Here is a 26791-nt window from a genome sequence, read left to right on the forward strand (position 1 = left end):
CATTTAACTGATTATGTTTATTCTAAATAAAATTTAGGTGGAAATCACATGAAACAAAAAAATATGCTAGCAGATTTCTTGAAACAAAAACGTGTAGCGGCAGGCCTTTCACAAAGAGATGTTGCAGATAAATTGGGTTATTCAACTCCGCAGTTTATTTCTAATTGGGAACGTGGTGTGTCTCACCCACCAATCAACGCTTTGAAACGTTTGGGCGAACTTTATAAAGTATCTGCAGAAGATCTTTTTGAAGTGACACTCAGTGCGACTATCCAAGAGGTGACTCAGGATTTACGCAGAAAATTTGCTACAAGCAAAGCACGCTAAGATTATTTCTTTAAAATGAATAGGTAAAAAGCCCCTAAATTGGGGCTTTTTGCTTTTTTATAGCTTAAACCTGAGATAAACTCGTTATTATTTAGGTGAAATTATAGCCATGCACGTTCTCGCCAAGCAGTTTAAAATTCTAAGTGAAGAGCTGAGCGACCTGATTGAAAAAGAAGGTTGGGTGGTCCGCCCATATCAAATGGACTCTTTGCCGTTTTTTAGTGCGCTTTCGGATGAGATGAAACAATCGGTTTGTGAAGAGTTGAAGGAATACTTGGGCATCTGTCGACAGACGCAGGCGGCAGGGCATAGCATCTCGGATGCTCGGTTTTTGGTTAATGAGGCTCGTGAGCATCACGGGTTCTACTTTCATGAAGATGTAAATAAGTTGATCGAGAAGGGTGATGTGGTTGAATTTTACACTTCAAATCACCTGCAGATTTTTAGAACCTTCAACTACTTTGAATACACCAGTTACACGATCGAAGATATCTACTGCCGCCCTTGGTTTTCTTTGTATGAGCGAGATGATGAAGTGACAAAAAGAATTCTTGAAATGGCAGTTCCCGTATTCGCAGGAAAACAACTGACGCCATTATTGCTCGACGTGGGTGTCCACCTGATCACAGAGCGGTACTCTTTAGAAAGACTGCAACTACGCAACAAAGCCAACTGGATCGCCCCTCTATTTAAGGACGAAGACCAAATCGGCTATGTTAATGTTTTGAGAGTGGAACCGCTTACATAGCGGTCCAAAGTTAGGCACCGCTTACATAGCGGTCCCCCTAGAAGGTTCCGATCGACAAGTGAATTCTCCAAGGACTTTCCCCTGGCTGCATATTCAGCTTCCAAGCCATATCGACACTTAATGGTCCGACTGGGGTGTTGTAGCGAATTCCAAAGCCCGTGGAGGCTCGGTAAGGTTCTTTGATATCCAAGCCCTCAATCAGAACTTCACCGGCATCGTAGAACGCGGCTCCGCCCAAACTGCCGTAAACAGGGAAGCGCAATTCTGACTTGATCAAGAACATCGTAGAGTCTGTCGTCAGATAGTACTTGTTACTGGTGCCTTCAATGCCCAAGTCTTTATTGTTCGGGAAATACTCAGTCCCGGCTTCATAGCCGCGCACTGTTGAAGTTCCACCAAGGCTGAATCCCTTTTTATCCCATGGGACACCATTAATATTCGAATTCGTTTGTGCCAAGTTTTTGAGATAACCGCCACGAACCTGGTTGGCCCACACAACGGGTTGTTTCTGCCAGCGATCCACATGCCAGTAGTGGGTAAAGCTGGCCACCGCACGCCAGTACTTGATTGTTTCCGTAGAACCAATAACCGGGTCTGAGTATTCTGCAGTGACCCGAGTGAAAGTTCCACGGGTAGGTGTGAAAGGATTGTCGCGATAGTCAAAGTCCACATTGGGGCCCGTGGTGACGATGTCTTGGCGGGTCGGTTGGTAAGGATAGCGTTCATCCAAACCATAGTCTTTTACCTGCGCCATTGACCAAACGTCGTAAGTTCCCAGGATATGGGTGGTCAGATCTTTTTCCAGAGAGTAGGTGTATGAATTCACGTCAGTGATCTGACCGACATTGTAATCGGTAATTTGACTGGAACGAGTGATATTGATGCGACCACGCAGTTTTGTATCAAACAAATAAGGTTCCAAATAGCCCAGGACAATTTTACTTTCCAGGTATTTAAACTCAGTGACGTTGTAATTTCCTTCAAGGCGCAAAGAAAGACCGCGTCCGGTTCCCAGAAGATTGCGATAAGCGATGCTGGTGTATCCACGCAAAGTGAAAGTTCGCTCATTTGTCGCGCCGGCACCCACCGTGAAAAGACCTGGATCACGTTCTGTTACTTTCACCAAAACCGTGCGGTTGGCTTGAGTGGTTTTTTCTTCCAAAGTGCGCACTTCAATGGTGCTGAAGAATCCCGTACGTTGCAGATGAGTGATCGAGTCTTCAATCTTTTGTGGAGTGATCAATTGCCCCGGTTCAACGTCCAATTCCTTGAGGATGACATAGTCTTTGGTGAAGTTATTACCCTCAATGACGATGGAGGCCGCGCGTACTTGGGGGCCTTCGAAAATCTTAAAATGAAGAATGGCCTGAGTGCTGGTTTCGTCGTAGGTGACGAGATCTTCTTTTTCATTCAGAAGCTGCATCTCGATATAGCCATTGTTTTTATAATAATTTTTGATGTTCGAAACTGCCGCTTCAATTTGACTAAGCTTTAGAGGTCCCGGATTCAGACTTGTGACCTTAAGAAGCTGTTCATTGGAGTAAGCACTATTGCCGCTGAACTCCACAGCTTTAATAACTGTCAGAGGCCCCTCGGTCAGATTGACGAAGAGAGTGACTTCCGTTTTGTCGCGATTGTATTGGAAGCGAGTCGAGACGATTTTTGTCTGCAAATAACCTTCGTTTTGCAGCTGCAAAGCCAGATTGCGCACGCCCGTATCAAGGTCATCCTTGTTAAAGTAGCCCTTATCAACAATCTCTGAACTGTGAGTCTTAATAAAGTGGCTGTAGTAGGCAGGCTTTCGGCTGAACTTACCATTGATCACAATGTCTTGGATTTTTATCCGTGGGCCTTCGTCGATTTCAAAAACAATTTTCTTAAAGAAGGGAGTATTGGTTTCTACTTCCTGCTGGTTCACTTCGGCGCGCGCATAACCTTCCGCCAAGTAGTAAGCGCGAATTTTTTGTGCAAGTTCGGCGCCGATTGTTGGGTTCGCAGAATAGAAGGTATCCAGATCGATCGCATTCTTGATTTTTCGTTCGCTGAGCAAATAAATGCCTTTGAACTCAAAGGCATACTTTTCAACTCGTTCCAGGCGATAAGTCAAAGTGGCTTCGGCTTCGTCTTTACTATAAGAGATTGTCGGACCCGTAAGATCGGCGCGAACATAATGCTCTTTAGTTAAAAAATCCCGGGCGCGTTTGTTGATATCCGCCAAAGTTTTATCGGTTAAAGGATCGTCGACAACTTTTTCGAGTTTGATGGCCAAAGACTTGTTAAGTTCCTGGTTGGCGCTTTGCAGGATGATGTTTGCGACCAGGGTGCGTTTATTTTCAGTCACTTTAACGTGAATATCAACGTTGCCATCTTCTCGTGGTGGCATTTCGATATCGATGACGGCATTGAAGAAACCCAGGTCTTTATAGCTTTGACGAAGTTTTTCACCTTGATCAATTAAAGTCTGCTGATCAAAGACGTCGCCGGATTTAATTGCCAAATAGTTGGCGGCCTCAGACTTGGAAAGATACTTCAATCCCTGGAACTGCACTTCGCCAATACGCTTTGTTTTGATATAGGTCACTTTGTAGACATTGCCGCTGTCTAGGACCTGCAAACGATCAAAGTCAGGGCGGAGCTGAATGAAACGAATGATCTCATCAACTTGGTCCAAACCAATGCGATCATTTTGGGCCTGTGGAAAGCGTTTGTAAATATCAGCGCGCACTTCTGCTGGGAAGTTGGAAAGGTCGATATTTTTTTTAGCCCAAGCCGAACAAGTTCCCAAGGTAATCAGCAAAGCGGCTGAGAGAGTCAAAGCGCGAGAGGAAAAAATCATTTAAACTCCCGCTTAAATTCAAGATCAAGACCGAACACGTTTTCCGTTTCCTGAGGAGTATTTTGAAGGATTGAGTTTTCATAAAGGCTCTTGTTTTCGTAAGAACCAATGGCCGTATAATTTGCGTTTAGCAAATACTCAAGTTTTACATCATAACCGACGACATCGCCACTTACGGGACGGCTGCCTGAAACCTTCACTCGTTCCGACAATTTTCTGCTTAAAGTGATCTTCGGAATACTGATATTGCGAAGGGAGTCGTATTGCGAGGTGACCGCAAGGTCGAAGGTGACACCAAGAGTGCTTTCCAGGGTTTTATTGGCCTGTTTGGTGATGACTCCCAAACCAATTTCATAACCTGTTTGTTCAGCGACGGATTTTTGCTGTCCCGCAGTTTGATCCAGACTGGTTGAAGTGACTCCGAGGGCAATCAAAGAAACGATATCCTGATCACTCAATGGGGGAACCGAGCTCATTTTAATGTTCAGATTTTTCGCAGAACCTTGTGCGATCAACGTGATGTCGTATTCGTTGATACGAGAATTCGCCGTCACGAACAGATTTGGATTGATCTCGTTGGGGTCTGTGAAATCAATGGTCGCATTTTGCACGTCGAACAATTTGTCTTTAAAGATCAATCTTGATTTGCGATCCGCAGTGATTCTGCCAGAAAGAATAGGGTTGGTGGGAGGCCCTTTGACCTGCAAGTTTCCTAGAACTGCACCTTCAAAAAGAGACATTTTCACCGGCAACGGGCGATCCAAAATGATCTGAATGTCCAAAAGAACAGGCTCGAATTGTGATTCGCGAAGGACCTTTGGTAAGTACACACTTTGCTTGATTCCAGCCACGCCACCAGTGCTGTCCGTGAACTCTTTTTCGACTAATCCGCCAGTCACATGGTAAACCCCAGACAAAGTGAAGGGGAACCAGTGCCCCGCAAAAGCCAGGTCGGCATTGCCGCTGGTGCGAACTTTATCGGGAACATTCAAAGAGACATTTTCCAAATGCGCTTGGATTGAAGTCTGTAGGTCTTTCGGTCCTTTAATGATAATGCTGCCTTCGCCCGCCAATGTACCGCCAGCAATCTGGCCTCGGATATCACCAATTAGAATTCGGCTTTGTGAGAAAGACACTTCCGTGGAAAGTTTTTCGATGGCGTGAGGGAAGCCTTTGATTTTGACATAGGCATTCTTAAGATTTGCCGTTCCCAAAATTTCCGGTTTTGTCAGGGCGCCACTGATGCCAGCTGAGATATTTAATGGGCCACCCAGATCTTCCAGGAATGGCATAAAGATTTGCAATAGACGCAGATCCGTTTGCGCATCGATATTCAAATTCAAACGCTCGGTGGTGAAGTTACTGCCGCCAATGCGAATGGTATTACTTGGTCCTTTAAGCACGAAATTCTTAATATTAATCAAACCATTTTCGCTGGTGATATCCACCGGACCGCTATTGGCAAGGCTCATGTGGCTGCGTTTAAGGAAGAAGTTATCTATATGAACTTTGCCGGTTGATCTAAAGAGATCGCCGCTGTCGGAGCGGAGGTCGATCACCGCGGAAAGATTGGAATCATATTCGGAAGCCAAATTAGCTCCGCCAACCAAAGCCAGCAAATTTGAGTAGCTCCAGTTGATCGTCTTCATCTTTATCAATAGCGGAGCGGCGCCTTTTTCGTAAGGATATTGGAATTCACCGTTGACCTTGTCGCCAAAAAGGCTGACTTGACCGGAAAGGCTGCGCTTGTCCGTGCGAAGAATGAAGTTGGAGTTTGGCAGATCTTGATCTTCAACGATGGTGTCCACGATGGCACCTTTGATCATCACATGGGGATTTTTGATCGAATCATTGATCTCAGAAGAGAAATTTAATGTTCCATAGATGTTGGAATTAATACCCGCAACTATGTTGGACTCTTCCAATTTCCAGTTTTTACCATCCATCTGCAGACCAAGAATTTGTTCCGAGCTGATGCCGCCAGTGACATTGACGACGGAAGAGTTTTTCAAGAGCTGAACTTTTTGGGTTTTGATGTTTCCATTCGTGGCTTCCACATTGAAGTGGAGTTGATCAAAGTTTTCTTTGCCCAGGAAAACGTTTTTGAAGCTGGATTCAACTTTGTAATTCAACTTCCAAAAATTCAAAGGTCCATCGAAGCGGGCCTTTGCGGCGCCAGTTCCTTGCAGGCCCATCGGGAAGCGATAAAAGCCGTCCAAGATTGTTGCCACATCGGCAAGCTCGGTTGTCGGCGAACTCACGCTGCCTGAGACCCGGTCGTGGTTCAGATCGACATCGAGATTTCCGATGTACTGAGTTTTGTTTTGTGCGCCAGCAAGATCTTGGAAAAGCAGATGGCCTTTTTTCAAACTCACATTTGAGATCACATTGCCTAAATTAAAATCTTCAAAAATGAAATCACGTGCGTTAACGCTCATATCAAAGGTTGCCGTGGAGGTGTTGCCCTCGGTCGTGCCTTCGATGCTAGCGCTTCCTTGCATTTTTAGGTTGGCAAGATTTTGAACATTTTTGAAATCAAGTTTTTTGGTCTTGTAGGAAATCTTGAATCCAGTATCGAAGTCAATGACACCGTCGCTGGAGCCCGTGCTGTCACCCAACGTAAGATTTGCGTTATAAGCAATGGCTTTGGGTGTTACCTGCATGCGTCCGTTTGCAGACATCGATTTCAAGTTTAAAAGCGCAGTGCCCTTTTTGTTGTTTTCGGATTTGACCCAGATATTGTCAGCGCGGATCTGTGAACCATCGCAGGTCATGCTGAAAGTGGGTTTGATTTTGCCAGAGCAAGGCAGTTCCGCCGTTGCTGACATTCCAGCCGGAATATTGGCAAGATCCAATGAAACAAAAAGCTTCTGTAAATCCAGGCTCTCAACTTTGACATGAGATTTGAAGTCAAAGTCTCCATCCAATTCAATTTGTGACTTGAGCAATGAAGCGGTGCCGGCTGGATGATTGATCTTAACTTCGGAGATGGAAACAAGGCGATTTTTAAACTCACCCTGAATTTTGGCACTTCCCAGCTCAAATTTATCAACTACGACGGCTTGAGAATTAACCTCAACCTTGCCTCTGACATCGTCTTTGCCGTTGAAGCGAGCTTCGATCTCGGTGTTCAACTGTCCTGCAAGTTCCGGGAGTTTGAGTTTAGGTTTAACCTTCTTCATCTCGTTGTAGATATCTGCCAAGGCGATATTCGCAGACAAAGAGAGGACACCCGAAGGTTTGATCGTCAGATCTTTGAAAGGAGTTAGCTCTCCACGCAAAATGAATTCAGACTGATCCAGATGAGCACCTAGTTGTAAGATGCGCAAAGATTGCCGAGTGAGATATACGTGGGTGTCGAAAGAGCCAGCGAAATGGCCAAGTTCTTTCGTTTGCACTTGCAGATCTGGAACATCAGCCTTGCCGGTGATGTTTTTTCCCATATTGGTCAGCAGCAAGCCGCCGTTTTTAACTTCAACTGCAAAGCCCAGTTTTTCTGATTCCACCAGAACATGAATATTTTGGATAAAGATCTTTTGCAGCGGCAGTTTCTCTGCAAAGGCAAAAATCTGGTCGACGGGGATTTCTTTAGGCGGAGTCTTGTCTTCCAGTAGGGAGTCGATGTTGACTCGTGCCTCTGGTGAATCTACGACCACCGCAGACAGATTCACGCGCCCACCAAGAAGCTGAAGAAAATCCAGATGAACACGTGCGCTCGTAACACGAACGCTGGAGGTGATTTTAGCGAGGTCACCTTTTGGCGTAATGGTGATGTCTTCCAACGCCAAAGAAGGACGAAGAATGCGCAAGCGAAGTTTCCCCGCCGTGATTTCCACAGGCAGAGATGACTTGGAATAGTTTTGCAGCTCCTGCAAACCCCATGTTTCCAAGCGGGGAATGATCAGCCAAGTGCCCAAGCTCCATAAAACCAAGAATGCAAGAGTGGGTGTGATCAGAATCCAGAAGACGCGCTTCATTGGCCACTCCAGATATTGAGCAGCGCACTGGCTGCCCGATAGTGAGGGCGGGAGGCAAGGAGGCCTTCCATGACTTCAATAGCCGTGTGTTTTTGTCCCAAGCCCCAGAGTGCCTGCGCGCGAAGATAAGCGGTGGCGAAGAAAGTTTCCGGTTCATGAGACAGCAGCATTTCGACCTGCGCCACTTCAGTCAGCAGCTCTACGAAGCGGCGACACTTCAAAAGTATTTCCAAACGCAACCAAAGATAGGATTCAGTTTGTTCGCTGAATTCCAAAATCTCCAGAGCGGCCTCGTAGCTTTCCAGCATGAAAGCGACAATCGCAAAATCAAAGGCCATCTCTGGATCTTGCTCTGCATGTTCAAGCAAAGATGAAAGCAGCGCACGCAATGCTTCCTCAGTTTCAGGATCTTTTTGCTCTAGATCATCGGTGTTGGCTTCGCGTGCTTTGGGCGAACGGCGCGAAAGGATTTCCAAAGCGTAGCGCTGTTTGTGCTCGCGGGTTTCGCGTTGGATGTCGGAGTCATCCGGATAAAGCTTTTGCAGGCGTTGCAAAAGATGTTTCTCTTGTTCGTAGAGTTGCTGCGTGCGAAGCGTGATCAACATGTCGAGCAAGATTTTCTTATTTTTCAGATAGTCTTTATGAATTTTGTATTTTCTATTGCTGCGCCATTCACCAAGGAGGGGTTCGTATTTATTGAGCGCTTGTGAGCGCGCAGCTTCCGCTTCAGCTCCGGATTCAATAATTCCCTCGAGCAAAGCTTTGACGGTCTTTTCATCAAGATCCAAAGTCGCGTGCCCTAAGGCTTCTAAGAAATACGGCCAAGGAATTGGAAAGCTTTCGTTTTCAAGATGACTCAAAATAAATTCCACCAACTTCTGGTGTTTGCCTGAGAAATTTAGAAAGCGGGCGAAGGCCGTAATATTGTCGAGATTAAAATGGTCCGGGGATGATTCGATTGTGCTAGTGAGGCGTGCGGCCACTTCGTCGAGATCTTGAGTCTGATTGAGCAAATTTTGAATTTCTAACTCAATGAAGTTGGACAAAAAAAAGCCTCCGCTATCTGCTGAACCCTTCGGCTTTTGCCGGGGGCGGGCAGTACTCATTATTTTGGTATAAAAATGAGTATTAGCGGAGACTTAATATCTTGCGTTACGTAAGTATTTTTACGGCAAGAGGTAGAGGCTATTTCTGCCTCAACTACTTCATATTAACGCGTTCTACGTAATCACCAGTTTGAGTGTCGATGCGAAGAACATCGCCCTCATTGATGTGTAGAGGAACATTCACTACCAAGCCTGTTTCCATAGTCGCAGGCTTAGTCGCGCCAGAAACGCGGTCGCCTTTGATACCAGGATCAGATTTAGCAACCATCAAGTTCACAGCTTTTGGAACGTCAACAGCAACGGCTTTTTCATTGTAGAACAAAACAACAACTTTGAGGTTCTCTGTAAGATAGAATCTTGATTCGCCAAGATCCTCTTCGCTCATCGCGATTTGCTCAAAAGTCTCTTGAGACATGAAGTTGTAACCAGAATCGTCTTTGTACAAGAAAGACATCTCTTTGTTTTCAACGTTAGGTACTTCGAATTTTTCGCCAGACTTGAAAGTGACTTCAAGATTTTGGCCAGTAAGCATATTTCTCAATTTTGTGCGGCTGAATTGATTGCCTTTACCAGGCTTAACGTGTTGGAAGTCCACGATCACGTAAGGTTTATCTTCAACCATGATCTTAAGGCCTTTTTTAAAGTCTGATGTTTCGTACATGCTAAAATCCTCTCATTTTGAAAGGATTAATATAAGCTGAGAAGGCGGGGGGCGGTCAACCCTGTGCTCGGTACTCTTCGATTCTGCGAAGCATCATCTCAAGGGTTTCGAGCTTTTTCTGGTGAATCAGTTCTTCGCGTGAACGCAAAGGCTTCAAAGGCATGGCCTCCTCGGGTTCATTATAACGAACCTGGAGGGTTTTCATGCGTCTTTCAATTTCAGGATGGTCGCCGAATTCCACGCGGGTATCTTTTAAAAGCGCATGGGCTTTTTCCAGGTCGTTGCGCACGATGAAAGCGTCGATCAGGGACAACATGCGCTCCATTGCCTTGTTTTTAGGCTGAGGCGCTGGTTTATACATCGGCTCTGGAATTGCTGGCGATGTGGCTTGAGGGCGTTCCGGAGGGGCGGCATCCAAGTTCACATTGGGAAGCTTTGCCATCGCAAAAACTTCTTCGTCATACTCGTCCGCTGTCAGTGATTCCAATTTTTGAACCGCTTTTTGAGCCGTTTTAGAGTTTGGATTTAAGAACAAAACCATCTTGAAGGCTTTTAGTGCCTCTTTGGGATTTTTGCTGCCAAGTTGAACTTCGGCCGTGAGTTGATGCGCCAGAATGTTCTCGGGGGCCAGGTTGGTGGCCTTTTTTAAAGTCTCCAAGGCCTGAGGAAGTTTGCCCGCATCACGCAGAATTTTTGCGTATGTGACCAATCCTCCAACAAATTGCGGATGGCGTTGAACGCCAGAAGTCACAACCTGAAGAGCTTCTTTCATCATGCCCATTTCACGATATGCTTCAGCCAAAGGCGCAAAAACCTGAGAATTAGGGTCTTTCGCGAGGAGCGTCTGATATTTTTCGATGGCGCTTGCTTCTATCTTGGGCATAGAAAAATACTAAAGCAGATTCATTGACTAAGCAATAGCTTCAGCATGAAATTATCCCTATGAGCAGCTTAACAGTCCTCGGGGTAGATCCCGGTTCCCGCATTACCGGCTTCGGCGTTGTTCGCGTTGAAAATGGAAAAATTGAACATATCAATCACGGTGTGATTGTCATGGATGCCGACGAATCTTTTCATGCGCGCATGACCGAACTGGGTTCTGCGTTTCGTGAAGTGATGGAAAAGTACAAACCTCATCAGGTTGTTATCGAGAAAATCTTCCTCGGTAAAAATGTCGACAGTGCTTTTAAGCTCGGGCATGCTCGTGGCGTCATCATGTATGAAGCGGGTTTGGGAAAAGCGGGAGTGTCGGAATACGCCACGAGATCCGTAAAAAAAGGGATCACCGGCAACGGCGGTTCCAGCAAGGAAGACGTTCAGGCCATGCTGAAAGTTATGCTGAATATTAAAGCCATCAATCGAATTGATGCTTCGGATGCCTTGGCCATGGCTTGCCATCATGCCTTCGAACTAAAAAAGAAATTGATCTTACAAAGAGCGGTGAGTTTATGATCGGATATTTACGCGGAAAAATTATCGAAGTGATGGGCGATTCGGCATTGATCGACGTTCATGGCGTTGGTTATGAGATTCACGCTTCAGCAAACACACTTCAAGATTTTCAAAATCTTTTGGGTAACGATATCATTGTCTGGATTCACACCCATGTGCGTGAAGATGCACTGACGCTCTTTGGATTTCACGATAAAGAGGAGAAAAATCTTTTCCTGTCTTTGCTAAAAGTGAATGGCGTGGGTCCAAAAATGGCTTTGAGTATTTTGTCAGGCGGTCGTCCAGCGGCGATTCATGAATTGATCGAGGCCGGAAACGCCAAAGGTTTGTCAGCGCTACCTAAGGTTGGCAAAAAAACAGCGGAACAAATCATCCTGACTCTTAAGGGAAAACTTGTTTCAATTGAAGAGACTTCAAAAACGAAATCAGAATCATTGACGCAAATCACGTCAGCGCTTTTGAATCTTGGTTATAAATCACAGCACGTGGATCAATTCGTGGCGACATTGCCCGTGGATATCACAGTTGAAGATGGTGTTCGTAAGGGCTTCCAGACTTTGTCAGGATCATTATCATGAGTCGCATTTTAGAAGGTGATATTGGCAGCGACGGGGAAAAGGCCTGGGAAAACGAACTTCGTCCCCAGCGCTTTGAAGACTTTCCCGGTCAGGAAAACGTCAAAGAGAAAATTAAAGTTTTCGTGGCAGCGGCAAAACATCGTGGCGAACCTTTGGATCACGTTTTGTTAAGCGGCCCCCCAGGTTTGGGGAAAACCACATTGGCAAAGATTATTGCCAATGACATGGGTGCTGAAATGAAAATGACTTCAGCTCCGGCCATCGACAAAAAAGGCGACTTGGCGGCGGTTTTGACATCGCTCAAACCTCACTCTGTCTTATTTATTGATGAGATTCATCGTCTTAGTCGTCATGTGGAAGAGTATCTCTACACAGCGATGGAAGACTATTATATCGACATCGTGACCGGTGACGGCTTGGGTGCGCGTTCAATGAAGTTTCAATTGGCGCCATTTACCCTGGTCGGGGCGACCACTCGTGCTGGCTTGCTGAACCCGCCATTCCGAGACCGTTTCGGGATTGTCGAACGCCTGCAATTCTATGAAAAAGGGGCTCTTCAGAAAATCTTGATGAGATCCGCAGAGATTCTCAAAGTGGAAATGAATGAAGAGGGAGCCGCTGAGGTGGCACGCAGATCGCGTGGGACGCCCCGTGTGGCGAATCGCCTGCTAAAGCGCGTGCGCGACTATGCTCAGGTCAAAGGCAATGGGATCATTGATAAAGACATTGCGATTTATGCTCTAAATCAGCTGGGTGTGGATCAATTTGGTCTGGACCTTATGGACCGTCGTATTTTGAGTCTGATCCTAGAAAAGTATAACGGAGGCCCTGTAGGTATTGATACAATAGCTGCGGCCCTCAGTGAAGAACGTGATACTCTTGAAGACGTGTATGAGCCTTTCTTGATCCAAGAAGGATTTATCCAAAAGACTCAAAGAGGCCGTGTGATCACAGAGTACGCTAAAAACTCAGTACTGCCTTCAGTACAATTTGATAAATAAGCTCGTCATATCGACGGGCATGTCCCGGAGAGTGAAGAGATGTTTTCTAAGCAGCCCATTATCGTTGAAGTCGTGCGTGGCCAAGCGGTCGAGAGTGTGCATCAAGTGATGGTTGCCGTCGTCAATGAGGGTGGCAGCTTGTTGCACTCTTGGGGAAATGCGCTGTATCTGACGTTTCCACGCAGTGCTATTAAAATGCTTCAAGCAATCCCACTTATTGAATCAGGCGCTGCTGACAAGTTTCAGTTGGAAGAAAAGCATATTGCTTTGGCCTGTGCTTCTCATCGAGGAGAAAAAGCTCATCTCGAAGCTTTGAGTCAGTGGATGGAAAAAGCAAAGATTCCGGAAAGCTGTTATGTCTGCGGCCCGCATTTGCCATATAATGAAGCCAGTGCCCATGATTTCATCCGTCGGGGGCAAAAGCCCACGGTGCTTTGTAATAACTGTGCTGGAAAACACTCCGCTATTATTTCGACTTGTCTTCATCTGGGCGAAAATCCCGAAGGTTACGAAAAACTCGATCATAATGCGCAGAAAAGATTGCGCAAAGTTTTGACTGAAACGATGAAGTACGATCATGCAAAAGCCGCCTCTGGCATTGATGGTTGTGGTATTCCATCCTATGCGGTGCCTTTGCAGCATATCGCCACAGGCATGTCAGTTTTTGTAAACTCCAAAGAAGCTCCGGCGCGCAAAGCCGCGTGTGAGCGCATTCTTAAGGCTGTGACCAACAATCCTTTTTTCATTTCCGGCAGTGACGAATTCGCAACAGCTGTGATCGAAAAGACACAGGGTCGAGCTATAGTGAAGGGCGGCGCAGAGGGAGTCATGGCGGGGTTTTTGCCAGAAAAGAAAATGGCCTTCGCTTTGAAGTGTGCTGACGGGGCGGGGCGCGCAACCCAACTCGCGACAGTGCAACTTTTGCTGCAATTGGGCGGCTTGACCTTGGAAGAAGCGAAGTCTCTCTCAAAATACTCACAGCCTTCAGTCACGAACTGGAAAGGCGATGTGGTCGGGCAGTTGCGGATTGCGAAGCCTACATAGTTGGAGTAATCTCTATGTATGTTTTTACAAAAGACCATTCGTAAAAGAACAGTAGTTAATGGAATTGGGATTCACTCAGGGGATCCCTGCACTCTGACCTTCAGGCCAGCTCCTCCGGATACCGGCGTTTACTTTATCCGCACGGACTTGTCAGGTTCTCCCTCTTTAAAAGTCAGCGCTAAAAATGTTCAGGCGACCTCTCACCAGACCACCATCGGTGGGGAGGCTTTTTCAGTCGCAACGATCGAACACTGTGTTTCCGCACTATCGGCTTTGCGCATTGATAATATTTTTATTGAACTCGATGGCCCTGAAATTCCAATCTGCGATGGCAGCGCCGGAGCTTTCTTAAAAGCCCTTCTCGATGTGGGTATTGTTGAGCAGGATCAACCCCGTAAGTATTGTTACATCACAGAGCCTATTTATTTTAGTGAAGGCGAAAAACACGCCTACGTCGTCCCTTATCATGGACTGCGTGTGACGGTGACCATTGATTTCCCTCATCCAAAAATCGGTAAGCAAACAGTTGATCTGGACGTCAATGAACAATCTTTCGGTCGTGATATCGCAAGCGCTCGGACCTTTGGATTCCTTAAAGACGTGGAAGCTTTACAAGCGCGTGGTTTGGCGAAGGGCGGAAGCCTTGATAACTGTGTCGTATTGGATAACTCCGAAGTCGTGAACCCCGAAGGCTTGCGCTGGGTGGATGAATTCGTTCGGCACAAAGCTCTGGACGCCCTCGGTGACCTGGTCACTCTGGAAATGCCACTGATGGGCCATGTTGTTCTCTACAAAGCAGGTCACGACGTTATGAACAAACTGGTCAGAAAGATCTGGGATTCACCAAATTCCTACCGTCACGTCGAACTCGGCGCCGACATCTCTGAAGAAGTCGAACGCTACTCTGGCTGGTCTGTACCTCTTTAGGTACGGACACACTTTTGGTGTCGCAGTTGCGTTAGAAAGTTTAATAAGCTTTGCATAAAAAAAGCCCCGAATCTCTCGGGGCTTTTTTTATTACATTTGCGATTTCAAGTAAGTGACAATGTCTACATCTGGTGGAGCGGCTACTCCAACTCCTGGCTTAGGGCCATTCAGCTCATACAAGCTAAAGTCCATGCGGACGTCATAGCGACGATCGGTTTGATTGCGCAGCCATTGCTCTTGTTGATACCACTGTTTTTTATTGGCATCGTCAGCGCAAGCTTCCAATTCTTGCGGAAGGCGGGCACCCCAGCGTGATTCTACGCAGTGATAAGGGTCGAAGCTCATGGCGAACAATCTTTGTCTAGCGGCCTCGAGGTTCATCAAGACGCTTTTGCCATTGGATGTTGTGTACGAGAACTGACAAGCTGTCGCGCCTTGAGCATAAGCCTGGAAAAGATCCTGCGCCAAATTGCCACCGTTGTATTTGATCGATGGATCGTGCGCACGGTATTTTTCAACCGCTGATTTCGCCGAATTCAAAAGATCTGCGAAAGAGACCTTCAAGCGTGCATCACGTGAAGGAGTTGCATAAGATTCCCATTCTCCATCTGTGCCGTAGATATTCAGCGGCAAACGCTCTGGGTGAGGTTTCAATTGCACACCAGAAGTTCTAGCGGCATCCACGGCTGCGACACGGTCTTTCAGGCTTGAGCAGATATCTGCCACAAGATTCTTCATGTCCTCAATCGGATTCAAATGTTGAGCGCCGATGGTCAGCTTCAAACGAACAAAGTCATAGAAGCTCACGGTTTGGTTGTTCAGAATAAATTTACCTTGTTTCCAGTCACCTGAAGGATCTGGATTAGTACCAACAAACTGTTCCGTTCCGAATAAAGGAAGCTGATAGTTCGTCAATCCAACAATTTTGCCGCCTACATAAGCGCCGCTAGAGTCGGGCTTGGCATCGACCAACATCAAAGGACGGAAGTTTTTAAAGCCCGCACCTTGATTCGGATTGCTTCGTGAGAACTTCGGAGTGAACAAGCCCGTCGTCAACGAGTTGTCAGGATGAGCGTCGACATAGTAAATACGGCCTTCGTCAGTAACCTTGTATATAAGCGCCGCATGACCATTCGGATCGTAAACCACAGTGCCGGGACGAATCGCATCGCGTGAGATTTTTACCGGATACAGATCCGTAAACATCGCACCTTCATCGAGACCGCTCATGCGGTAAGACGCCGTTGAAACGAAATCAGCAAAAGTGTCATTTAAAATTTCTACGGCATTGGGATAGCTGTTTTTAAAGATCAAAACCGTTTTAGTGATCAGATCAGTTCTTTTCACAACGACATTGCCATTAGGAGAATAGCGAACATCGCTGACTTTTTCGCCGGTCGGCAATGGGCGAGGGGCTAGCTCGCGCTCATAAGAAAATGGCAGGCCATTTTTCCACGCAAAGTAAGCTCTAAGGTAATAAGGGAAGTCGGCGCAGTCTGCGTAATAGCGCAGTCCCGAAGGATCTGTGCCGTAGTATATATTTGCAGGGCTTTTCAAGCAGTCGGCAACAGTGCCGCACTGGCGTTTTTCAACCGCGGTGGCAATTTGAGTGACGAACTGGCCAAAGAGGGCTTCGTGTTGCTCCGTCCAATTAGGTTGTGTGATTTTCCAGTCGGAACTGGGAGCTGCATGGGCAGCAGAGCTGAGGGAAAGCAATAAAATCAAGGCACTCCAGTTTTTCATCGTAATTCCTCGTTTGTCTACCCTCCGATTTCGTCGGAGTTTGGGGTGAGATTTAATAAACCCAAGGAATATACGAAATATAGTTATGGAAATCCTGTGTTCTCAGGGACTCGGAAAATAATTTATGGCTGTCTAAAAGATAGTCAAAGACTATCTCCTGAAGTCCTCTGTATTCGCTCTACATATAAAAAAATGGGTGGGCTTCCTGTTGTGATTTCAGAGTCGAAAAATAGATAACGAATAGTTTCACCGATATTACCAACGAGGCGCGGGTAAAAGAGCGAAAAGTACACTGAAGTTCGGTATGAAAAGATCAGTATCTGCGAGATAATTGTAGAAACGAATCGAGCCGAGAATGTCATACCGAGGGAAAGCTTTCTTAAAAAAGGACCATTTGTTTCATGGTGGCCTGGGCTATGCTGGTTTTTCCATGATTGAAGTTCTGGGAGCCATGGCCGCCGCCGCCGTGGTGGTCATGGGAACCATGAAGATGGCTGGTGCTATTTCTCAATCTGGAGTCGGTGCTGCCATCAGCCAACAACGCACTAATTTGGATCAGGAACTTACAACAATCTTTGACAATCCCGACAACTGCACTCGTGCGTTGCTGGGCACAGTTTCAACGGAAAATACGAAGGTGAATTTAAATTCTTTAGGTTCGATGAATAGCACCAAGGCTGTCGACCTTGCCTCAACGAAGACCAGTGATCAGGTCGCAATTCTGGATCGCGTTTCTTTGAAGAGTATCACTTTAACCAATATTTCAGGGGATTTGGGATCAGGAACTTATAGAGCTATTTTGTCCATTATAGGCAACTTGAAAGACAGTATTAAAGGCAGTGGTTTGGAACAAGCTGGTACTGGTAGTTTTAATATCAATGTTCCTGTTTACTACACTGCTTCTGGGGGCGTGATTTCGAGTTGTCTCTCTACCAAGTCACCTTATTCAAACTGCCTGGCGTTGAAGGGCTTTTGGAATGGCGTTTCTTGTGATTTTTGTTCTAGCCTCGGCGGTTCAAGACTAGCAGATGGAACCTGTTCTATCTTTGAAAAGCCATTGTTGCCAGTTGTGCCTCCTCCGGCACCTCTGGTCGTGGACGATGGTTCGGCAACGATGTCCGTCACGACTCGTAGTTTGTACAATGGATATACTTTTCAGAACTTGGGCGTGCATAAATGGTGCGCGCTTACAAGCTACTCCTATGACGGGGATGGCATTGGTGAATGCACCATCACTGGGTCAGTGAATGGTGGATGGAATATTCGCATAGGCGACGAGGGCACGAAATATCCTCAGCTGTGCTATATAACTTGTTCCGATGGAGGCAGTACCGCGATCACCGGGGCGACTAATAACGGGGCTATGTGCAGTTACTCTGGCAAATCAGGGATCATGATTGGGGGGTGTTGTTCGACGGGAACCCAGTTTAAAATTATATTTAAGGGTGGTGGACGAGGATCTGGGGGGCGGGTAGGTGTTGCAAATGATATCGGCTGCCATTAAAGAATCCAATAAAGGATCTGCTCTGATAATGACCATTTTGGTAATTTCCGCAGTGTCAATAGTTGCGACTCTTGCAATTTTGTCGAGGTCTCAAAATATGGTGAAAGTCGGTGGAATTTATCGCGATCACGTCATGAACGCTCAAATCAAGCATGAGCTTTCAGTTATTTTTGCCAATCCTTCTTTGTGTAAAAATGCTGTGACACTAAGTGGAACCTCGTTCAAGGTCAGTGGCGGTTTTCAATCGACCACCAATGCGGGCGTCGCTGTTTTAAGCGCGGATAAAGGATTCGCTATCAATCAAATGAGTTTAGAGAATCGTATTGATCTGGGCGGAGGATTGAAGCAGGCTGAGTTTGCGATTTATACCAAAAACATCAAGGATGCAGTTGGCGCAACCGCTCAAAGAGCCAGTTTTAGTGCCATTTATGCGGAAGATGGATCAGGAAATCTTACGGACTGTCGAATTGTAGTTTCCGCTCAGAAGGCTTGCGAGGATTTGGGGCTGACGTATTCAGGAGGCCGATGTTTGATCTGTGAAAAACTTGGAGGCACTTGGGATGGCGCGATCTGCAAGTTGTCGTTGTGATGAACATTCAAGTAAACAACAAAGGTCTTTCAATGGTTGAGATGTTGGCGGCAACTGCCACTGCCGCGATCGTTCTGTTCGCAATTTTTTCTGTTCATACTTATATGATGAAATCCCAAATGAGTTCGATGAATTCAATGGACGGCGTTGATCTGAGGTTTGAAGTGGCTGCGATTATGGCGGAGGAAGATAAATGCTCGGCGATACTTGAAGGGAAACATTCCGTAGCTGGAGAGTTGATCGCGATTTCTCCGACCTTAGGGGCAGATAAAGATTGGGCGGGCGGTCGAATGCATATTTCCAGTATTCAGTTACAAAGTATTAAAAATCTTGGATCAGCGGGAAAAGTAAATGCCAAGCTTATGATTGCGGGAACTCGTTTGGGAAGTAATCGGAAAGTTGACTTTATCGAGTATATTCCAATCTATTACTCCGTAAATGCCAGCAATGTTATTACAACTTGCCACGATGATTTCCAGGTCTGTTCATATATGGGCGGAATTTGGAATGCAAATCACTGTGATTTCTGCACAAACCTGGGTGGAAAGCTTCGCCCAGATGGAACATGCGGCGCCGGAATTTAGTGCCATGACTTTCAAAAATGTTTAAAAAGTCTTGCGAATCTTCTGCGCGAATTTCCAGAACTTATTGTCGCTGGTGAACTTGCTATTTAGAAAAGCTTCGGCCTGCTTTGGCGATATCCTTGCGGCTTCATTCCATAGATCTTCATAGATGTTTTTAGTCGCACCGACGGCCAAAGACGGAAAACTGGAATCTTCCACTTCCCCCCAAGCGACCACCAACAAACGCTGCCACAAAGCTTTCATCGCACGGTTGTAGGCAGCTTCCATAAATTTTCCCTGAAGTTCCGCGGCCTCTTTGATTTGCTTCGTGGAAAGGGGAGAATCCATTTCGAGAGCCTCTAAAATCGTAGTGCTTTCATTCGATAACGGGGAATCACTGCGCAGATAGGCGATCATATTAACAAAGACTTCCTTAGAGAAAAAAGTCGCGCGATTCTGATACCACTTCGTGTAGACGACCAGATTTGAGCGAGACAGTTCTTCTTTCAAAAGCCAAAGATCCGACACCTTGTGATCGCCACCCGCATCCCACTCCCAGCGCATTGGCGTACGCGGGAAGAGGTTGTACCATAGCGACGCCGGATCTTTTTGGTTTTGAATGGGGTAAACCAGTAGAATTCCATGTTTTTCAATCGCAGCCAGGGCTTTTTTTCTCATGGATCAAAGTTAAGCAATTCGGAGGGGTTTGAATAGAGTTTTCGATGTTTTCAATGCTTGGTCTGCCGAGACCAACCAGAATTCGGCAAAAGACAAAATCTTTTGGATACATATTTTCAAAAAGAGCCCACATCCGATCTTTAGGTTGGCAAGCCACGGGCTAAGACGTAGAAGCTACATAGCAAAATAATTAGCAAAATTTCTAAAGAGGTCCCTGAATGAGTTTTCGTATCGCAACTGCACAATATCCTATCCAAAAACACACAGATCTTGCCGGTTGGAAAGACTATGTGGAATCTTGGGTGCAAGAGGCGACCAGTAATCACGCAAAACTGTTAGTCTTCCCTGAATTCGGTTCCATGGAATTATTCTCCGTGATGCCTGAAAAAGTGCAAAAGAGTCTTTCTGCACAAATCAAAGAGATGACGAAGTTGCATGATGAATTCGTGGAGACCTATCAGGTTTTGGCACAGAAATACGAATGCTTTTTGCTCGCCCCCTCAATCGTGGTGTTGAATGAAGAAAAAGAAACCGTCAATCGCGCCTATTTCTTCGGTCCTTCGGGCGGAGTGTCCTTTCAGGAAAAAAACCATACCTCACGCTTGGAAAATGAAAAATGGGGAGTGGTCACAGGGGATGCATCACTGCAGGTTTTCGAAACTGGCCTGGGCGATATCGGCGTGAGTATGTCTGATGATGTGCAATTTCCCACGTCCGCGAATAAGTTGGCTAAAGAAGGCATCAAAATTTTGTTGGCTCCAAGTTACACAAAAGATTTGCAAGGTGCACACCGAGTTCATATCGGAGCCAGAGCCCGTGCTTTGGAAAATCAGTTTTATGTGATCGTGAGTCAAACTGTCGGAGAAGCTCTCTGGTCTTTGGCTGTAGACAGAAACAATGGTTTCGCCGCGGTCTATGGTCCTGCAGACCAGGGTTTCCCCGAAGATGGTATCGTTGCCAAAGGCGAGGTTAACGAACCGGGCTGGTTGTATGCCGAGCTTGATCTGGATAAGGTCGATCACGTTCGCTCTAAAGGTGACACCCTCAACTTTAAGCAGTCCTAAGCTCAGTCATCTGACGCGGCTAGGCTGTTTTCAGCAGGCCGCAATACGAAGGGTGTTGTCAGTTGGTTTTTATTGCCGAGGCGGCATTTATTCTGGCATATTTCCAAAGTTACTAAAGATAAATAACGCGCTTGGACTTTGGTTTTCAAAGGCTGATGGAACAGGCGCCTTCTAGGAGTAAAGACATGATTATCGGTGTTCCAAAAGAAATCAAAATTTCTGAAAACCGCGTAGGTATGACTGAAGCGGGTGTTGTTCAGTACGTAAAAGAAGGTCACACAGTTATCGTTGAAAAAGATGCTGGTGTCGGTTCTGGTATCACGAACGAACAATACGAAAAAGCTGGCGCAAAAATCATCGACAGCAAAAAAGAAGTTTATGCGAAAGCAGACATGATTCAGAAAGTGAAAGAACCACTTCCTGAAGAGTATGATTTGATGAAAGAAAACCAAATCATCTACACTTACCTTCACTTGGCTGCTGAGCCAAAACTAACTAAAGTTCTTTGCGAACGTAAAGTTAAAGCAATCGCTTATGAAACGATCCAATTGGATAACGGTTCATTGCCTTTGTTGACTCCTATGTCTGAAGTTGCGGGCCGTATGGCGACGCAAATCGGTGCTTTCTACCTCCAAAAAGATCACGGTGGTAAAGGCATCCTTCTTGGTGGCGTTACTGGTGTTAAGCCAGGTAAAGTAACAATCATCGGTGGTGGTGTTGTTGGTACGAACGCTGCGAAAATGGCAGTAGGTCTTGGTGCTTCAGTAACTATTCTTGACGTAAACACAGCTCGTCTTGAATACCTTGATGACGTTTTCCAAGGTCGTTGCATGACTTTGTTCTCGAATCCAAAAAATATCGAAGAATCAGTTCGTGAGTCAGACCTTGTTATCGGTGGCGTATTGATCACTGGTCACAAAGCTCCAACTCTTGTTTCTAAAGAGATGATCTCTTCAATGGCTAAAGGTTCTGTGGTTGTTGACGTTGCGGTTGACCAAGGTGGTTGTATCGAAACTTGCCGTCCAACTTCACACACAAACCCAACATACGAAGTTGATGGCGTAATCCATTACTGCGTACCAAACATGCCAGGCGTTGCACCAAGAACTTCTACTTACGCTCTTACTAACGTAACGACTAAGTACGGTTTGATGCTTGCTGGAATGGGCGTAGAAGATGCGGTTGCTAAAAACGCGCACCTTCGCAAAGGTCTGAACGTTTACGGCGGCAACGTTGTTTACGAGCCAGTAGCAAAAGATCTTCACATGCCATACGTAGCTTACAAAGGCTAATACGTTACGCAAAAAATGAGTTTCAAAAAAGGGAGTCGCAAGACTCCCTTTTTTATTTGTGGATCGTAAATGCGGGGATTTGGTGAGACGGTTGAGCTTGCTGCTGACTTCAGTCGGCACAGCGTCCTGCTTCGTCGCCGCCGGGCTGCGCCCGGTTCGCGCATCGTGCGCCGGCGAAGGCCTCTTTTCGCAGCAGCAAAGCTCAACCGCCTCACCAAATTTCGTTTCACAACCAATAAATAAAAAAAGGTGCCTGCCATCTTTTGGGGTCTATGGCGCATCAAAAGATGAAGCGTGAATCATCAGTTGTCTGTGTTTGTAGATTTCTGATGGGTGTTAATTACCCAAAAAACTAACCCTCACCTTAACTTGGTGGACCTAAAAACGGGGTAAGGGGCACTTTGTACTTCGGCGCCGGTGTCGCGCTGCTTCTGCAGTATGTTTTTTTTGCGGCACTTTGGTGACATGTCAAAGTTCAAACCACAAATTTCCCCAGTCTTCTGTTCGCAGCAGAGCAATGTGATGTTGCTTTAGTAAGCTCTCTGTTTCTGCGTGGGGGTGGTGGTAGCGTGCCCAGCGGGCGGAGGCGACCGCCATTTGGAGATGGGGGAGGTTGTCTAAGAGCTCTGTCGATGTGCTGGTGCGGCTGCCGTGGTGGCCTAGAACTAAAACCCTGGCCTTTCCAATCCAGGAGTTCGTCCTCCATATTTTTTCCTGTGTGCGCGGGGAATCGCCGGGCATTAAAAACTGCTGATATTCGACAACATGACTGGCGGAGTTGGTGTCCTTCAAGGATTTGATGTTTGAAGGTGACCATTGTTGAATAACGTTTTCAGTATTCGCACATCCAGAGAAGCGCTCAAGCATTTTCATTTTGCGTTTGCTGCTTTTTCCTGAAGGAGGCAGAGCCAGGCACGACGACCAGCTCGGCCACTTAGCCAAGCCGCCAATGTGGTCCCAGTCCCAGTGACTTAAGAAAATTTTATTTTCTCGGGCTTTGCATAAAGCCTTTAGCTTTTTCCACGGAAAGAACTCTCCACCGACATCGAAATGCAGGCATTCTTTCTCGCGCACCGCTGTCACCCATTGTCCCTGACCAACATTCCAGATCACCATATAGTTAGAAAGTGAATCCCGTCGCAATGGACTCGCACTTAAGCTGATTAAAAGAACGACGCCAATGAACAGTCTTTGGCTGAGTAGCAATTCCAAAGTCTTTTTCATCTGGACAAATCCCTTCCCTGGTAAAGTCGTAAACGTAGAAGATGAAAGAAGATATGCCACGCAAAAACCCAGCCCCAAAGCAAGCCTATCGAAGGTGACGTTCCTGCGGTTATTGTGATCGGCTCTGCGGCGAACTTTAAGATGGCTTCGAATCCCTTCATGACGAAATCAAAGACGGTGAGCAGGGGGTGGATGAGGACTGCAAAAAAAGCCAAAGGCAAAAGTACAAAAGCGACCACAGGCGCCAGCAAAAGATTATAGAGCAGACTCAAAGGATGTAGAGCTCCCAGTCCCCACAGAGGCGCACTCATAAATAAGAAAATCGCCAGTTGTGATAACAACAGGGCAGAAAATTTATTTCGAACTTTCAAAACCGACACCCAACACAAAGCCAGTGCCGCGCACCAGCTCATCACCAAGGATAGCGAATTCCACCACTCTGGAAAAAGTGCGAGTGTTATGCAGCCGGCAATCAGCACCGCAAAATCCACTGGAAACTTCCAGCTCCAACGTTGAAATAAAATTCGTGCGCCAAGGGCGACAAGTGCGCGAACAGCGGGCGGTTGCCATCCCACTGCGAGAGAGTAAAAGCTCAAAAAAAGAAATCTTACAAAGACTGGAATTCTTAAGATGCTCAAAAGCTCATCAAGTAAAATTAAGTGAGATCCGGAAATAACAAAGATATGAATGAGTGAAGTCTTGATGAGCTTATCTTTAAGCTCTGTGTCTGTGATATTTTCACCACACAAAAGTGATGACAAAATTTTGCGATTTACAGACTCTGTCGGCAGAGTCTGTACACATTTCTGGTGAAAGATTGCCGCAACTTCTGACGTATTTTTCAGCAATGAGTGTGAGAATGAATTGCTCAAGGTTAATGCAAGAAAAAGTAGAATGATCATGGAATCAGATACTTAGCAAATTTCAGTTCAGTCATGTTTTCTAAAATAGTCTGTCGTGGGCTACCTGCGTCTCCTAGGGTCGGATTTTAAGATCTGAAATTCGGGCGCTTAAAATTGCTGCTTAAAATTAAAATAAGTCATTAAAATCATGTGCTTAAGGTGTGCTTAAAGAGGTGGCAATCCGCTGAAACCCTTGAGAATAAACAGGTCTAAGGTCTAGCATTACAATAACTCAACATTTTATGTGGATAAGTCCTGCTTGTTTGCACTTCTCGAAGCGTGTCATACTGAGGAAAGATCATGAGGTGTACATAGATGAAGCAACTTAGACTTTTAGCAGCAACTGTATTTTTAAGCTTACCACTGGCATTACATGCGCGCACTGCGACTTCGGTGAAGCCGTCAGTTAACATGAATCAGAAGGCATCTTACAAGGATTTGAAAGAACAGCAACTGCTTGTAGAGCTTACGGGTAAAGATGTTTCTAAAGAAAGTGATATGAAGCTCTATGCTGAAATGGTGGGCGCTTATGAAGCTGATGATGAAATCGCTTTCAAGAGTCGCTTGCAAAGCCTTCTGAGCCGCTTTCCTAACAGTTCTTACGCCGACAATGCTTTATATCTCGCAGGGAAACTTGCGGTGAATCACAGCAATTATCCTGAAGCGATTCGCTACTTCGGCAGAGTTGAAAAGGAATTTCCTAAGAGTGATAAAGTGACTGCTGCCACTTTTGCTAAAGCAATGACCTATAAAAAAATGAACTTGGGTGAGTATGCGAAGCGCTCTTTGATTGAAGTGCGCGCAAAGTATCCAGGCAGTCCTGAATCCTTCAGAGCAAACGCAGAATTGAAGATGTTGAACTAAATGCGGCTGCACTCCGACGACCTTGGCGTGCGAAAAGAGTAAGTAGACAAGTTAGGCCACAATTAAGTTAAGGAAGACAATAGTGAAGAACAAGAAGTTCTCTGTTTTATTGGCGATGATATTTTGTGCTCTTGTTGCGCAGGCTCAAGATGCTCCTCCAGATTCAACTTGGGATGCAGATCCTTTAGATGTTCTGGAGCCAAAGAAACAACAGGAAGTCGTCGAGCCGACAGTTCCGGAATTTAAAGAAATTCCAGAAGCTGGTGCGGAGCCGAAAGCAGAACCTGCTCACACTGAAGTTCCTGCGGATATTCCGCCACCAGCTCCAGAAGCTGTAGCCGCTCCATCGATGCCTGTGTCTCCTATGGGCAACGAGCCAGATATGTCCCGCGAGGCGGAGTTCAATCGCATTTACAAGAAGTACAACGAGCAACCAACCTCTGTAGAGGCTTGGGAAAAAGCTGTCGGCAAACGACAAGCAGAGACTTATCAAGTTCAAAAAGGAAACACCCTTTGGGATATCTCGACTACCTTCTTCGGGGATCCTAATTTCTGGCCAAAAATTTGGTCATTCAATAATGGCGCAATCGGAAATCCTCATGAAATTGACCCCTCCATGTCAATTCGCTTTTTTGCGGGAAACATGGATGAGGCTCCGACTGTGGAGTTAGCAGCGACGAAGGCTGATAAAGATGCTGTTGTTGATTCTTCCAAAGTAGGTGAGAAGACTGCCGTTGTGACGACTCTTCCGGCACACAAGGTCAAAGGGGCGCCAGTATTAAAGGCTTTGCCGGGCAGCTTGCCTTCCCGTCGTTTTGGCGTGGACATGAATCAGAAATCTGCTGTTGAAATTGAAGTTCCAGCAAAAAGTGTTTCGCAGGGGCTGGAGTATCTTGGCTACTACTTGGACGACACACCTGTTTCCGGGGTGGGAGTTGTCACAGCGACAGAGATGGATCTGAAGTCCGCTGGTGAGTTTGTTTATATCTATGTGCGCCTAGATCAGGAAGGCGGCAAAGACTTTATCGTGCAGAAAAATCTTGCGCAAATTGAAGATCCTCGTAAGAAGGGGCGCAAAGCACAGATGGTTGAAATTCAAGGACAGATCGAAGTGCTTGAACGCGTGCATCCACAGAAAAATATTTACCGCGCAATTGTCAAAAAAGCCATTCAACCGGTTGAGGTCGGCTCGTTGTTGACCCCAGGGCAGTTGCCAATGATTGATCCCAAGCCAGGGGCTATTTCGTCGGGAGCTGGCGCACGCATTATTGGCGGGCAGTTCGGTAACAACAGAACTTTGTTCGGCTCGAACAGTTTGATCTTCTTGGATGGCGGCACCAGCCAAGGATTTGCAGAGGGACAAAGTTTTGGAATTTTCGCGGATGAGGCGGTTCGCAATCGTCAAACGGATGCCATTCAGAACGACCGTCAGATTGGCGTTGTGAAAATTGTTAAAGCGACCCCAAATTTTGCGACGGCCTATATTGCCAGAAGCAGTGACGATATTCTCAAGGGGGATTACGTCGGGCAGGTTGTGAAGCAGGCGATGAATGCGCCAGAGAGCGCGCCAGTCGTTGAACAGCATGCGGCGCCGTCAGCGGCACCCAGTGAGGATCTCGAGAAGGAGTTTGATCTCGACAATGCTCCCGCAGCAGCGCCCTCAACGACACCGCCGGATGGCGGAGCTGATGACTCCGATCTAACACTTTAA

General features: G+C 46.3%; 23 protein-coding genes. 14 read left to right on the forward strand and 9 right to left on the reverse strand.

The genetic code is table 11. The features are described from left to right. Positions 1-48: 48 nt before the first annotated feature. Together NWE73_RS06905 and NWE73_RS06910 are read left to right on the forward strand one after the other, a co-directional pair. Positions 49-327 carry a helix-turn-helix domain-containing protein gene (locus NWE73_RS06905; protein ID WP_277577564.1) on the forward strand — a complete coding sequence of 93 codons (279 nt, stop codon included), beginning with the start codon at positions 49-51 and terminating at the stop codon, positions 325-327. A gap of 109 nt (positions 328-436) precedes the next feature. After that, positions 437-1075 carry a hypothetical protein gene (locus NWE73_RS06910; RefSeq protein WP_277577565.1) on the forward strand — a complete coding sequence of 213 codons (639 nt, stop codon included), beginning with the start codon at positions 437-439 and terminating at the stop codon, positions 1073-1075. A gap of 37 nt (positions 1076-1112) precedes the next feature. Here NWE73_RS06910 and NWE73_RS06915 read toward each other — a convergent pair whose 3' ends face one another. The 5 genes from NWE73_RS06915 to NWE73_RS06935 form a co-directional block, all read right to left on the reverse strand. Next, positions 1113-3911, reverse strand: coding sequence for a BamA/OMP85 family outer membrane protein (locus NWE73_RS06915; protein ID WP_277577566.1), 2799 nt, complete (start codon positions 3909-3911; stop codon positions 1113-1115). Then, complete coding sequence (locus NWE73_RS06920) at positions 3908-7888, reverse strand: translocation/assembly module TamB domain-containing protein (protein ID WP_277577567.1); 3981 nt, start codon at positions 7886-7888, stop codon at positions 3908-3910. Before NWE73_RS06920 ends, NWE73_RS06915 begins: the two co-directional genes overlap by 4 nt. Next, the gene (locus tag NWE73_RS06925; RefSeq protein WP_277577568.1) at positions 7885-8934 is read right to left on the reverse strand and encodes a hypothetical protein; all 1050 of its coding nucleotides are present in this window, start codon (positions 8932-8934) and stop codon (positions 7885-7887) included. The genes NWE73_RS06920 and NWE73_RS06925 overlap by 4 nt, the downstream gene beginning before the upstream one ends. A gap of 154 nt (positions 8935-9088) precedes the next feature. Beyond that, positions 9089-9655 (reverse strand): elongation factor P, encoded by a 567-nt coding sequence (gene efp / locus NWE73_RS06930; RefSeq protein ID WP_277577569.1) that lies wholly within the window; start codon positions 9653-9655, stop codon positions 9089-9091. A gap of 55 nt (positions 9656-9710) precedes the next feature. Then, positions 9711-10538 (reverse strand): tetratricopeptide repeat protein, encoded by an 828-nt coding sequence (locus NWE73_RS06935; RefSeq protein ID WP_277577570.1) that lies wholly within the window; start codon positions 10536-10538, stop codon positions 9711-9713. Between the two features lie 59 nt (positions 10539-10597). Between NWE73_RS06935 and ruvC the strand changes: the two genes are divergently transcribed. Genes ruvC through lpxC form a run of 5 tightly spaced genes read left to right on the forward strand, consistent with a single transcriptional unit; the run spans position 10598 to position 14657 of the window. Then, positions 10598-11107 (forward strand): crossover junction endodeoxyribonuclease RuvC, encoded by a 510-nt coding sequence (gene ruvC / locus NWE73_RS06940; RefSeq protein ID WP_277577571.1) that lies wholly within the window; start codon positions 10598-10600, stop codon positions 11105-11107. Beyond that, entirely contained in the window at positions 11104-11685 is a 582-nt protein-coding gene (gene ruvA / locus NWE73_RS06945) for a Holliday junction branch migration protein RuvA (RefSeq protein ID WP_277577572.1), read from the forward strand. Before ruvC ends, ruvA begins: the two co-directional genes overlap by 4 nt. Then, positions 11682-12686 carry a Holliday junction branch migration DNA helicase RuvB gene (gene ruvB / locus NWE73_RS06950; protein WP_277577573.1) on the forward strand — a complete coding sequence of 335 codons (1005 nt, stop codon included), beginning with the start codon at positions 11682-11684 and terminating at the stop codon, positions 12684-12686. The genes ruvA and ruvB overlap by 4 nt, the downstream gene beginning before the upstream one ends. Positions 12687-12725: 39 nt before the next feature. Beyond that, positions 12726-13730 carry an asparaginase gene (locus tag NWE73_RS06955; protein WP_277577574.1) on the forward strand — a complete coding sequence of 335 codons (1005 nt, stop codon included), beginning with the start codon at positions 12726-12728 and terminating at the stop codon, positions 13728-13730. Between the two features lie 18 nt (positions 13731-13748). Continuing rightward, positions 13749-14657 (forward strand): UDP-3-O-acyl-N-acetylglucosamine deacetylase, encoded by a 909-nt coding sequence (lpxC, locus tag NWE73_RS06960; RefSeq protein WP_277577575.1) that lies wholly within the window; start codon positions 13749-13751, stop codon positions 14655-14657. 90 nt (positions 14658-14747) lie between these two features. Here the strand turns inward: lpxC and NWE73_RS06965 are convergent, their stop codons facing one another. Then, on the reverse strand, positions 14748-16400 hold the full coding sequence (locus tag NWE73_RS06965; protein ID WP_277577576.1) for a hypothetical protein: 1653 nt from the start codon (positions 16398-16400) through the stop codon (positions 14748-14750). Between the two features lie 355 nt (positions 16401-16755). Here NWE73_RS06965 and NWE73_RS06970 point away from each other — a divergent pair, with 355 nt between their 5' ends. The 3 genes from NWE73_RS06970 to NWE73_RS06980 all read left to right on the forward strand — a co-directional run bounded on the left by NWE73_RS06970 (position 16756) and on the right by NWE73_RS06980 (position 19077). Next, positions 16756-17904 carry a hypothetical protein gene (locus NWE73_RS06970; protein ID WP_277577577.1) on the forward strand — a complete coding sequence of 383 codons (1149 nt, stop codon included), beginning with the start codon at positions 16756-16758 and terminating at the stop codon, positions 17902-17904. Positions 17905-18001: 97 nt separating this feature from the next. Continuing rightward, positions 18002-18493 carry a hypothetical protein gene (locus NWE73_RS06975; protein ID WP_277577578.1) on the forward strand — a complete coding sequence of 164 codons (492 nt, stop codon included), beginning with the start codon at positions 18002-18004 and terminating at the stop codon, positions 18491-18493. After that, positions 18460-19077 carry a hypothetical protein gene (locus NWE73_RS06980; protein WP_277577579.1) on the forward strand — a complete coding sequence of 206 codons (618 nt, stop codon included), beginning with the start codon at positions 18460-18462 and terminating at the stop codon, positions 19075-19077. Before NWE73_RS06975 ends, NWE73_RS06980 begins: the two co-directional genes overlap by 34 nt. Before the next feature lie 21 nt (positions 19078-19098). Here NWE73_RS06980 and NWE73_RS06985 read toward each other — a convergent pair whose 3' ends face one another. Beyond that, a complete protein-coding gene (locus NWE73_RS06985; RefSeq protein ID WP_277577580.1) occupies positions 19099-19734 on the reverse strand; it encodes an AlkZ-related protein in 636 nt (211 codons plus the stop codon). Positions 19735-19952: 218 nt separating this feature from the next. Here NWE73_RS06985 and NWE73_RS06990 point away from each other — a divergent pair, with 218 nt between their 5' ends. Together NWE73_RS06990 and ald are read left to right on the forward strand one after the other, a co-directional pair. Continuing rightward, positions 19953-20798, forward strand: coding sequence for a carbon-nitrogen hydrolase family protein (locus tag NWE73_RS06990; RefSeq protein ID WP_277577581.1), 846 nt, complete (start codon positions 19953-19955; stop codon positions 20796-20798). A 185-nt stretch (positions 20799-20983) separates the two neighbouring features. Continuing rightward, positions 20984-22090, forward strand: a complete 1107-nt coding sequence (gene ald, locus NWE73_RS06995) for an alanine dehydrogenase (protein WP_277577582.1) — start codon at positions 20984-20986, stop codon at positions 22088-22090. Between the two features lie 468 nt (positions 22091-22558). Here the strand turns inward: ald and NWE73_RS07000 are convergent, their stop codons facing one another. Then, positions 22559-23314 (reverse strand): ComEC/Rec2 family competence protein, encoded by a 756-nt coding sequence (locus NWE73_RS07000; protein WP_277577583.1) that lies wholly within the window; start codon positions 23312-23314, stop codon positions 22559-22561. After that, entirely contained in the window at positions 23311-24216 is a 906-nt protein-coding gene (locus NWE73_RS07005) for a ComEC/Rec2 family competence protein (protein ID WP_277577584.1), read from the reverse strand. The genes NWE73_RS07000 and NWE73_RS07005 overlap by 4 nt, the downstream gene beginning before the upstream one ends. Before the next feature lie 315 nt (positions 24217-24531). On the opposite strand from NWE73_RS07005, the gene NWE73_RS07010 reads away from it, so the two are divergent. Then, positions 24532-25080: a tetratricopeptide repeat protein gene (locus tag NWE73_RS07010; RefSeq protein ID WP_277577585.1), complete on the forward strand. Its 549-nt coding sequence runs from the start codon at positions 24532-24534 to the stop codon at positions 25078-25080. Between the two features lie 82 nt (positions 25081-25162). Continuing rightward, on the forward strand, positions 25163-26791 hold the full coding sequence (locus tag NWE73_RS07015; protein WP_277577586.1) for a LysM peptidoglycan-binding domain-containing protein: 1629 nt from the start codon (positions 25163-25165) through the stop codon (positions 26789-26791).

The organism is Bdellovibrio svalbardensis, assembly GCF_029531655.1.
GTDB classification, from domain to species: domain Bacteria; phylum Bdellovibrionota; class Bdellovibrionia; order Bdellovibrionales; family Bdellovibrionaceae; genus Bdellovibrio; species Bdellovibrio svalbardensis.